Here is a 10,490-nt window from a genome sequence, read left to right on the forward strand (position 1 = left end):
ATGTCGTTTTAACAGAAACGCTCTCTCAGTCGCTGGCCGGGATTTACGGCTACGACCGAGAGAGCGTTTCGTGTTTACGGCAGGACCTGTTGGAGCGTCTTGCTGCCCTAGAGCTCCAGGGTCAGCGGCCGCTGGAGACCGTTCACCGCTGTTGCAGGCCAGCGCGGGTCAGCCGTGAGCACCTGCAGGCCTGACTCGGTGAGCTGGACAGTGTCCTCAATCTTCACCCCGGGTCCGGATGGGTTCCAGGTGAAAGCCTGGTTGAGCACCACAGTGTCCGTGGCGGCAGCGGTGACACGGGGATCGCGGCCCGCGTAACCGGCGGGACCGCCCTGGTGGTGCTGTTCCCACTGCTCCGCCCCGAAACCATGCCGGGCATAGGCAGCCTTGATTTCGGCGAAGATCCGGTCCAGTTGGGCGCCGGGGACCGTGGCATCAAAGATGTCCGCCTCTACTGCTGCGATGCGTGCCTCGGCGTCGCGCTCTTCCGCAGTGCCGGCGTCGAACCTTATCCAGCGGGTGATGTTTGCGACCATGCCGTCCCTGCGGGCGCACACCACGGCCATGGCACGGCGGCCCAGGGGAGAGTGGGTGGCCAGCGGATGCCGGAATTCGCTGCGGCTGCTGCCGTTGCACAGCAGAACCAGCGGCTCGGCGCCGGCGGCTACAACACGGGCGGCCAGAGCGGACACCAGCTCGAACTCGCTGGTTTCCGGCCGGGCAGTGGACAGGACGTCCGTCATGATCTCAGCGACCTCTGCCCCCAGCCGTCCGTAACGGGCGCTCTCGGCGGGAAGCAGCTGTTGGCGGGCTGCGCGCAGCTCAGCAGCTACCTCACCTTCCGCCAGCGGCGCGGCCGAGACTCCGGCGGAACGTCCGACGGCGGACGCTGCCTCGTGCAGGTTGCCGTACCACTGCACCGTGTACAGGTCGACGCCGGAGGGAAGTTCCTCGGCGGCGATGCGGCCGGCCTCGTTGTTAAAGGTCACCAGATGGTCACCGCGGCGGTCCACCAGGAGGGCGGCTATGGGATCACCGGCGAGGCTGATGTGCATGCGGCTGCCGTCCAGGTACCAGGTGAGCGCGGTATGCGTGGTCAGCAGCAGGGAGTCAGCGCCCTTGGCATCGAGGACGTCCAGTACCCTCTGCCGCTTGATGGCCCGGTCGGCCGCGGAGGCTGGCGCTGTCCTCGCTCCGGGAACAGCTGCGGGCGCCGCGCCCTGCTCGCTGGAACCGGTACCTGCGGAAGGTGGTGCTGCTGTTGTCTGGCTCATGAGTGGTTCCCCTGCTGGTTGATCAGTGCTTCGATGTCGGTTGTGCCCAGGATGCCGTCGGCGACAAAAACGGTGACGCTGCGCTTCACCGGCTCGCCCGGCCGGGCAATGACGGGAGTGTCCCAGGCGAGGGACTGGCCCACCCCCGGATAGCCGTCCACCCGGACAAACCACGGATCAGTGGAGTCTTTTTCGGCCACGAAGATGAGGGTGGCACTGCCGGGCGTACGGGCAGCATCTGTTGCAGCGCCGGACGTCTCGGCCGGGAACCCAGCCGCCCACGCCAGCCAGGGCGTGACGGAACCGTGCACCTCGGACTCGCCGGCACCGGCAGGTGTCCAGACGGTGGCATCCTTGCACTCGGGCAGCCGCCAGAAAAAGCCCCCGTAGCCGCCTGCAAAACGGCCGTTGGACCCGGGACTGCCCAGGTTGACGGGCTGGTTTCCGGCGGGGGAGAGGGCGAACTCGAGCGACAGGCGCCAGACAGAAGGGCTAACGCCGGTCCAGGTCCAGGTGCGGTCCTCCGTCAGGACAGGTGCTCCATGAGGCCCGTTCCAGCTGAGGGTCTCGCGCAGCCGGCCGTCAGGACCGCCGGTCTGGGCGGCCGTGTCTTCAACCGCTGTTCGCCTACTGGTGATGCTGCCATGATCCGGCCGCCACACGTACCGCCCGGCCTCCCTCGTGTAGGTGCGGCCGCCCCAGAAATTGATGCCGTCGACGTCCTGCAGGGCAACTCCCGCGCCCAGGTGCCATACGTGGTCCAGTGGCTGTTGGTCCGTAACCACGGTACCGGCCAGGGTCCGGACCGGGTGCAGATAGGGCCGCGGTGAGGAGGTAGCCCGGATGCGGCTCCCGTCCTGGTACTCGGCAACCGGCTTGCCGTCCAACGTCAACGAGCGTACCGGAGCCAAGCGGCGGGCCCAAGGGACACCCATTTCCGCAAATGTGGCCTGCGCCTTGCACGCCCGCTCCATCAGCTCCGCAATGCCGTGCACCACGGGATGCGCTTCGTCGCCTTCGCCCTCCCAGCTGATGTGCTCGGAGCCGATCGCCTGCGGTGCCGGCAGCGTGCGGATGGCTTCCAGGACCAGAGTGAAAGCGCCAGTGTGCTGCAGCGGGCAGAGCAGGGGCTCACCGGTGTTGCGGGCGGCCAGGAGATCCTCCAGCAGGTCGGTCCGGCCGTAGTTTTCCCGGCGCTCGCCGTCCGCGGTGGTGATCATGACCTCGTCCCGCGTGTAGAACAGCGTGATCTCGCCCTGGGTGCCGTGGACCGTCACGGCCGGATCGAGCTGTTCGGGCGCGCACAGGGTCAGGGCGCACAACAGGGTGCCTCCCTGGACGGTGCGCACGCGGATCACCGACGTGTCATCGCTTTCTGTGTCGTGTGCCCGGTACAGGTCCGTCTCCACGGAAGCGAGGTCCGCCACTGTGTGCGCACCAGCCAGGTGCAGCGCAGTAGCCACGGCGTGGGCCAGGGCGTTGGTGGCTACGCCGTCGACCACATCCACGCCGTCCAGGCTCCGCTTGCCTGCCCACCTGGAACGCTTGAAGTAGGCCGTGTTCCGCACCCACTGTCCCTGGGCGCTCAGCCCCAGAACATCCCCGATTTCCCCGTCCGCCACGAGCTTCCGGATAGCGGGCAGGGCCTGGGAGCCGAGGCTTTGGAACCCGACCTGCACCAGGCGTCCCGCAGCCTCCGCCGCTGCCAGGACATCCTGGAACTGGGCAAGGGATGCCACGGGAGGCTTTTCCACATAGACGTCCTTGCCGGCTGCGAGGGCGACGAGGGCCAGGGGAGCATGGGTCTGGATGGGGGTGGCGAGGATAATGACGTCGACGTCCGGGCCGGCTGACAGTAGCTGTGCCAGGTCGTCGTAAACGGCCACGGAGTCCCGGAGCCTTCCGGGAGCAGGCGGGTTGGGATCCGCAACGGCAAGCAGTTGCACTGCTCCTGCTGCTTCCAGCCTGGCGAGATTGGCAAGGTGCCGCTCACCAAACCCGTGGACGCCCACCAGTGCGATCCGCGGGACGGTTGCGGGTAGGGCGTTATTGCTGTGGGCACGGGTTTCTGCAGCAGTGGATTGATCAATCATCAGGAAGGTCCTTGATAGCTGAGGGGAGAGAGGGGCTGAGTTTCACGGGCACCGAGCGAGGAAGAAAGAAAGGCCAGCGCCTCCTGCTGCATTGCGGCAGTGAACACATGGCCGCCAGGCCAGAAGCTTCCGGTGTAGGCGGCAGGACTGCCGTTGGCGGGGTTGTGCAGGGAATCGAGCATGCGGTGTGCCGCACGCATGCCGTCCTCAGGAAAAAGCTCGTCCCCAAGGGCGTACTGCACCAGCAGCCGGTCCGCACCGGATCTGGCGGTAAGCCCGGGCCAGTCGTCCAACTTCCAGAGGCCAGGCGTCTGCAGCAGCCAGGAGTGGGCATCCAGGTAGGCCGGCAGAAGGGACTGGAAAGTGGTCATCATGCATGTCACAACGTAGCTCTTGATGCGGGCACTCAGCACGGCCAGGGCCAGCGAGCGGCCGCCGCCGCCGGAAAAGCCGATGCTGCCCAGCCGGTCCGGGTCCACATCAGGCAGGGCTGCAAGGATCTCCAGTGCTGCAAGGTCATCGTGGGCCACCATTCCGGCAAGGCTCGTACCCAGGAGGCCGGCAGTTTTGGCAACGGTCTCCTCGTGGCATCCTGCGGCGGCGTTGTACACCTCGGCTTCGGAAGGCACGACGCCGTCCTCCCGCCACTGCGCCCGCCTTGCCTCCAGAGCGGAGCCAGTCCGCCAGGGCGGGACGGAAAGGTCGAAACGGCGGCTGCCCCAGGCGAAGCTGTCATGGGCGAGGACAGCGAAGCCTTGGCGGGCGATGTCTGATGCCATGGCACGGCCGTCGTAGCCGGGCCGGGCGTTCGCCGCCAGGGGATGGGAGGCAGGGAGTTCCACCAGCCGGTCAGCTCCGCCGAACTTGTTGCCGCCGTGGCAGTGCAGAGCCAGGACTCCGGGCAACGGCCCGGGGACGCCGGCCGGCCTGATCAGCCAGCCCGTACTGCGGGGACCGAAACCCAACTGCCAGCTCAGCTGGGAGGTGGTGACGCCGTCGTACGTTTCCTCCCAGTGAACGGACGCTTCGGGTGGCTGCGGCACATCGGGCACGCCCAGAGCGTCAGCGAGTTCCTGCGCTTCCGCGGTGTGCGCCTGGTAACGCGGGTGTTGCTGGACATAGGCAGGCCAGTCCTCGTAGCCGGCGATTGCGCTGGGCCGGGGCGGCTTTGCATCATGGGTCAGTCCGGCATCGCTGCTCACTGGCCTGCCTCCTGTTCGGATGGTGTGGTGCGGATATGGCCTGCCGAAGCGTCAGCCGAGGTTCGAGTTGACCTCTTGGATGAAGCCCTTGGCAGCGTCCTGCGGTGAAATCTTTCCGAACAGTACATCCGTGTTGAAGCGGTTCAGGACCTCCATGGTGGCCGAAGATCCCGCGGGGAACGGCAGCGGCGGTTCAATGTCCATCTCGGCAATGCGGTCCAGGTATTCGGCTTCCTTCTGCTGCGACTCCTTCAGCAGGGGGGTGATGGCGGCCTTGAGTTCAGTGTTGGCCGGCATGCCGCGGTCGCTCTTGATCTTGGTGGCGGCGTCCACGTTGTTCACCAGGTAGTTGATGAACATGGCTGCTTCCTTGGGGTGCGCGGACTTGGACGAGATGGCGTACTCCATGGAGGACCGCAGCCAGGCACCGGGCGTCTTGCTCTCGCCCGGCAGTTTCATCATGACCAGGGGCGACCCGGAGTAGGAATTCATCTGGTTGCTCCATGAGATCTTCATGCCCTGCTTGCCCTGGCCCATCAGGGTCATCTCGGGCTGGGCCGAGCCGTCCTCCACAGTCTGTGAAGCGGAGGGGGCTCCGCCGGTTTCCATCAGCTTCTTGTTCAGCTCGAAATACTTGGCGGCGGTATCCTCGCTGATGCCCAGCTTCTTGCCGTCATCCGTGTAGAGGTCCTCGCCGTGCTGGCGCGCCCACACCGCCAGGAAGGAGTCGTTGGCCATGGGGGTGGTGCCAAACGTTCCTGCCGGCGACTTTTTGGTGATCTCCGCGGCGATTTCGGCGTAGTCGTCCCAGGTCCATGTTTCATCGTCTGGCAGCTGCACACCTGCTGCCTCGAACACCTTGGGGTCGATCACCATGGACATCGCGTTGACGCCGGCGGTGATGGTGTACTGCTTGTCCTCGATCTTGCCCAGGTCCAAGGTGCCCTCGGCGAACTTCGAAGTATCGATCTGGTCCTTGACCTTGTCCAGGTCCAGCAGCACGCCACGGCTTGCATACTCGCTGGGGTAGGCACCGCTCATGGCGAAGACGTCGGGAGTGGTGCCGCCGGCGATCTGCGTGGCCATCTTGTCCCAGTAGGAGCTGAACTCGGTGTTCTCGCCCTGCACCTTGATGGTGGGGTTCGCGGCTTCGAAGTCCTTGATCACGTCAAGGGTTGTCTTTGCCCGTGAGTCGTTGCCCCACCAGGCAAAACGGATGGTGACAGGATCTTCTACGGTTCCCACCTTTCCCGCTTCTGGATTGCTGCCGCAACCGGTGAGAACCATGGCCAGGGCCGCTGTCGCCCCTGCGACCCCCATGACTGATTTTGTGAGACGTAACCGCATTGTCCTGCCCCTTAGGTCTTGTGATCTTATTCGTAGTGACGGGTGTAACAGAAAGCGTTTTCTCAAAAACTAACAAAGGGCTATACAGGAGTCAAGAAAGCGTTTACTTTGGTACGGAGCCGCTTTTCGAATCCGTACCGATCGGGGGAGCGGGAGCCCGCCACCAATACCTTGGCGGAAAATCCCGGCCCCGGGCGGAGCGCACCCATCGCCCCCGGCGATACCAAGAACGTGGAGGCCACGATGACCAAAGGAGACCACATGGCCGCTAAGCACATACCCAGGACACCGCGCCCGGCAGGCCTGCCGGCAGCGGCGGGTCCGGCTGCAGGGACGGGGCTGCAGCAGTGAGCGCCATCAGCGAACTCAGCTCCATCACCCGGCGGAAGGGCAAGGCCACCGCCGAAGAGAAGAAGGCCAACGGCCGGGACAACAAGGCAGCGTACATCTTCCTGCTGCCATGGCTGGTGGGCCTCATTGCCATCACCGTCGGCCCCATGCTGATGTCCCTCTACCTGTCCTTCACGGACTACAACCTGCTCCAGCCCCCCGAATGGACGGGCCTGGACAACTTCACCCGGATGCTCAGTGATGCCCGGCTGCATAACTCGCTCGGCGTTACCTTTACCTACGTCTTCGTTGGCGTGCCGCTCCAGCTTGCCGTGGCGCTCCTTATTGCGCTGGTGCTGGACAAGGGGCTGCGCGGCCTGCCGTTCTACCGCTCGGTGTTCTACCTGCCGTCCCTGCTGGGCGGTTCGGTGGCAGTCGCCATCCTCTGGAAGCAGATCTTCGGGACCACCGGCCTGGTGAACCAGGTCCTGGCGATGTTCGGCATCCAGGGTCCCGGCTGGATCTCAGACCCCAGCACGGCGCTGGGCTCCATCATCCTGTTGCACGTCTGGACCTTCGGAGCCCCGATGATCATCTTCCTGGCGGGGCTGCGGCAGATCCCGACCATGTACTACGAGGCCGCGAAGGTGGACGGCGCGACCACGCTCCAGCAGTTCTGGCGGATCACCATGCCAATGCTGAGCCCCATCATCTTCTTCAACCTGGTGCTGCAGATCATTGGCTCCTTCCAGTCGTTCACCCAGGCCTTCATCGTCTCGGGCGGCAACGGCGGGCCCTCGGATTCCACAATGTTCTTCACGCTGTACCTGTACCAAAAGGGATTTGGCCAGTTCGACATGGGCTACGCATCCGCCATGGCCTGGGTCCTGCTGGTGATCATCGGCGTCTTCACCGCCATCAACTTCATCGCTTCTAAGTATTGGGTTTTCTATGACGACTAAGCTTGAGACGCTGCCCACCCCGGAGAAGAAGTCTGCCGGCGCGGGCAAGCCAACGAACCGCCGCAAGCCCAAGATCAGGGAGTCCCGCGGCACCCTGGCCTTCAGCCGGGCGCAGCGCACCAAAGCCCTGATGAAGCACGGGATCCTGATCCTCGCCGGCGGGCTGATGATCTACCCCCTGCTCTGGATGGTTGTTTCATCGCTTCGCCCTAATGAGCTGATCTTTCGTGAGCCCGGCCTGTGGCTCAACAGCCTGGAAATGAGCAACTACACCTCCGGCTGGTCTGCCCTGACCCACCCCTTCGGCCACTACATGATCAACTCGGCCATTGTGGTGATCGGATCCATTCTGGGCAACCTGATTTCGTGCTCCATGGCTGCCTACGCCTTCGCCCGGCTGCAGTTCACGGCCAAGAAGCTGCTGTTCGGCATCATGCTCCTGACCATCATGCTGCCGTTCCACGTGGTGATCGTTCCGCAGTACATCCTGTTCTCCCAGATCGGCTGGGTGAACACCTTCTGGCCGCTGATCGTGCCCAAGCTGCTCGCCACCGAAGCGTTCTTCGTCTTCCTGATGGTGCAGTTCATCCGCGGCATTCCGCGGGAGCTCGATGAGGCTGCCCGTATCGACGGGGCAGGACACCCCCGCATCTTCCTGCGCGTCATCCTGCCGCTGATGGTGCCGGCGCTGGCCACCACCACCATTTTCACGTTCATCTGGACCTGGAACGACTTCTTCGGAGCTCTGATTTACCTGACGGATCCGGACATGTTCACCGTTCCGGTGGCACTGCGCGCCTTCGTTGATTCGCAGTCGGCGACGAGCTGGGGATCGCTGTTTGCGATGTCCATCGTTTCGCTCCTGCCGGTCTTCCTGGTGTTCCTCTTCGGCCAGCGGTTCCTCATCAAGGGCATCGCCACCACCGGCATCAAGTAGTCGCACTGCTGGTCCGACTGGCACGGCCTGCGGTCGTCACCAGCAATGCGAACCGGACGGCCCGTCCGTCGCGACGGGCGGTTCCGCCGTCCCCCTTGCCACCCTCCCGAAAACTGCCGCGCGAAACCTTGTGTTACAAGTTTGGCACTTGTAGCATTAGGTTCAGAAAGCGGTTTCGCGTTTTTTCCCAGCAGCAAATGCACCAATCCCCAGCACCTGGATCAAAGAAGATCGGAGTTACCAGTGCAGCTTTTTCCACGCCCTGCGTCTGCCCGGCAACCGGCAGAGCGCCGTTCCCATGGCGCACGCCGCATCCGCAAGACGGGCGTCGTAGCCGCCGCGGCCGCCGTCGTTATGGCGCTCAGCGCCTGCGGCGGAGGATCCTCCACGCAGAATGCCGACGGTCCTGTTGAGTTGCGGTTCTCCTGGTGGGGCGGCGACAAACGCGCCCAGCTGACTCAGGAAGCCATCAAGCAGTACGAGGCTGAAAACCCCAACATCAAGATCAAGCCGGAATTCGGCGACTGGAGCGGCTACTGGGACAAGCTGGCTACCCAGGTGGCTGCCAACGATGCCCCCGACATCATCCAGATGGATGAAAAGTACATCACCGAGTACTCCAGCCGGGGTGCCCTGCTTGATCTTTCCAGGTACGAGATCGACACCTCCAAACTCGACGAAGCTGCACTCAACGCAGGCAAGAGCGAGGACGGACTGACCGGCATCGCCGCCGGCATCAACGCAGCCACGATTCTGGCAAACCCCGCTGTCTTTGAAGCCGCGGGCGTCCCGTTGCCGGATGACTCCACTTGGACGTGGGAGGACTTCGGACGCATCGCAACTGAAATCACGGAGAAGTCACCCAAGGGGACCTACGGTGCCGCCGCCTACGGAACAGACGAGGCTTCGCTGGGAGTCTGGCTCCGGCAGAATGGCAAGTCGCTCTACACCTCGGACGGCGAGCTGGGCTTTGAGCCGGCCGACATCGCTGAATGGTGGGCGTTCCTGAAGGAGCTCAGTGCGAAGAAGGCCGTACCTTCGGCATCCGAAGTTGTTGAAGCTGAGGCCGCCCCGCTGGACCAGAGCGGATTGGCCACGGGCAAGAACGCCATGGCCTTCTGGTGGTCCAACCAGGCACCCGCCCTGGAAAAGGCTTCCGGCGGAGACCTGAAGATCATGCGGTTCCCCACCAAGACCGGCTCGGCCGATGACGCCGGGCTTTGGTACAAGGCATCGCAGTTCTGGTCAGCCTCCTCACGCACCAAGCACCCTGAGGAAACCGCCAAGTTCATCAACTTCCTGGCCAACAACGTCAAGGCCGGCGAAACCCTCCTGGCAGACCGCGGCGTTTACCCGAACTCAGAGGTCCGCGCAGCCATCGAGTCCAAGCTGACTCCGGCAGACGTCAAGGTGGTCAAGTTCATCGATCAGATCAAGGACGAGCTGGGTGAGGCTCCCGCCCCGCCGCCGAAGGGCGCCGGGTCAATCCAGGAGATCATCAAGCGGTACACCTCGGAAGTTCTTTTCGAGCGGCTGTCTCCGGAAGACGCCGGCAAGAAGGCCCATGACGAGATGAAGTCGGCCATCAGCAGCTAGTCTTCGCACCGCCGATACGGCTTCGGGCAGCAGGGTGGGCGCCTCCTCCACACAGCAGCGTCCGACGGCGGGTTGCAGCACCGTCCCGGAAGGAACTTTGGTTCCTTTCGGGACGGAGCTATTTAACAGATGTTCTTAGCCATGCTGCGCGAATCACCAAATTAGTATCGCTTGGACCAGCAACGAGTGCATGGCCCGGAGTTCCGGTTGTGGCTGTCAGCGTTCGATGGGCGGAATGACGCGACCAAGAACCTCGACGGCATGTCTCGTTGACGTTCTATGCTCCTTGGGATGCGGTTCACCCCGCTGGTCACAGGGCCGGAGAGGCATGCTGTGGCCAAGTGACTTCGGCCCATCCATTGTTTGCCCCAATGTTCCCGGAAGGGGAGGTGCAATGAACCGGTAGGTGTGGCCTGTGGGGGTGTGGAGCTGGACCGTGTGTCTGGCTCCAGGGACCGGCAGTGCCTTCCAGCCTGGCACTTCTTTGGTGTGGTTGCAGGCTTCGCAGAGGCCTTGGCCGTTGGCTGCGGTGGTTGGGCCGTCGTCGTGCATGGGGATGATGTGGTCGTGGTGCCGGATGGGCGCGTCGCAGTAGGGGGTGCGGTCGTCGCGCCTTCAGCAGCTGGCGGTCCTTCGAGCACTGCTGTCCTGGCCCATTGGGCGGGCACGATTCCGTAGCCGGTGAGCCGGGCAGGTTCGCTGTCGCCCTGGAAGAGGGTCCGGTCCGTCATGACGAGCTGGACCTCGAT

Annotated in this window: 7 protein-coding genes and 1 pseudogene; 3 read left to right on the plus strand and 5 right to left on the minus strand. The window is 64.1% G+C overall.

Going from position 1 to position 10,490, the window contains the following annotated elements; translation table 11 throughout:
* Positions 1–107: 107 nt before the first annotated feature.
* From FDW84_RS18845 to FDW84_RS18860, 4 genes are read right to left on the minus strand one after another with little or no spacing between them, the layout of a single operon-like run.
* A complete protein-coding gene (locus tag FDW84_RS18845) occupies positions 108–1,274 on the minus strand; it encodes a M24 family metallopeptidase (protein WP_138611014.1) in 1,167 nt (388 codons plus the stop codon).
* Positions 1,271–3,367 carry a DUF6807 family protein gene (locus tag FDW84_RS18850; protein WP_138611015.1) on the minus strand — a complete coding sequence of 699 codons (2,097 nt, stop codon included), beginning with the start codon at positions 3,365–3,367 and terminating at the stop codon, positions 1,271–1,273. The genes FDW84_RS18845 and FDW84_RS18850 overlap by 4 nt, the downstream gene beginning before the upstream one ends.
* The gene (locus FDW84_RS18855) at positions 3,367–4,569 is read right to left on the minus strand and encodes an acetylxylan esterase (RefSeq protein ID WP_240721591.1); all 1,203 of its coding nucleotides are present in this window, start codon (positions 4,567–4,569) and stop codon (positions 3,367–3,369) included. The genes FDW84_RS18850 and FDW84_RS18855 overlap by 1 nt, the downstream gene beginning before the upstream one ends.
* A gap of 51 nt (positions 4,570–4,620) precedes the next feature.
* Positions 4,621–5,889, minus strand: coding sequence for an ABC transporter substrate-binding protein (locus FDW84_RS18860; RefSeq protein ID WP_138611016.1), 1,269 nt, complete (start codon positions 5,887–5,889; stop codon positions 4,621–4,623).
* A gap of 374 nt (positions 5,890–6,263) precedes the next feature.
* Here FDW84_RS18860 and FDW84_RS18865 point away from each other — a divergent pair, with 374 nt between their 5' ends.
* The 3 genes from FDW84_RS18865 (at position 6,264) to FDW84_RS18875 (ending at position 9,741) form a co-directional block, all read left to right on the plus strand.
* Positions 6,264–7,208 (plus strand): carbohydrate ABC transporter permease, encoded by a 945-nt coding sequence (locus FDW84_RS18865; protein ID WP_138611017.1) that lies wholly within the window; start codon positions 6,264–6,266, stop codon positions 7,206–7,208.
* Positions 7,198–8,145, plus strand: a complete 948-nt coding sequence (locus FDW84_RS18870; RefSeq protein ID WP_138611018.1) for a carbohydrate ABC transporter permease — start codon at positions 7,198–7,200, stop codon at positions 8,143–8,145. The genes FDW84_RS18865 and FDW84_RS18870 overlap by 11 nt, the downstream gene beginning before the upstream one ends.
* Before the next feature lie 243 nt (positions 8,146–8,388).
* Complete coding sequence (locus FDW84_RS18875; RefSeq protein WP_138611019.1) at positions 8,389–9,741, plus strand: ABC transporter substrate-binding protein; 1,353 nt, start codon at positions 8,389–8,391, stop codon at positions 9,739–9,741.
* 216 nt (positions 9,742–9,957) lie between these two features.
* Here FDW84_RS18875 and FDW84_RS18880 read toward each other — a convergent pair.
* Positions 9,958–10,490: pseudogene (locus tag FDW84_RS18880) on the minus strand (HNH endonuclease); the annotation flags it as partial.

The organism is Pseudarthrobacter sp. NamE5 (assembly GCF_005796225.1).
Lineage (GTDB): Bacteria > Actinomycetota > Actinomycetes > Actinomycetales > Micrococcaceae > Arthrobacter.

Bases quoted from the DNA above. Each gene is read 5' to 3' on its own strand.
- FDW84_RS18845 (WP_138611014.1), bottom strand. From the start codon at position 1,274: ATGAGCCAGACAACAGCAGCACCACCTTCCGCAGGTACCGGTTCCAGC.
- FDW84_RS18850 (WP_138611015.1), bottom strand. From the start codon at position 3,367: ATGATTGATCAATCCACTGCTGCAGAAACCCGTGCCCACAGCAATAAC.
- FDW84_RS18860 (WP_138611016.1), bottom strand. From the start codon at position 5,889: ATGGGGGTCGCAGGGGCGACAGCGGCCCTGGCCATGGTTCTCACCGGT.
- FDW84_RS18870 (WP_138611018.1), top strand. From the start codon at position 7,198: ATGACGACTAAGCTTGAGACGCTGCCCACCCCGGAGAAGAAGTCTGCC.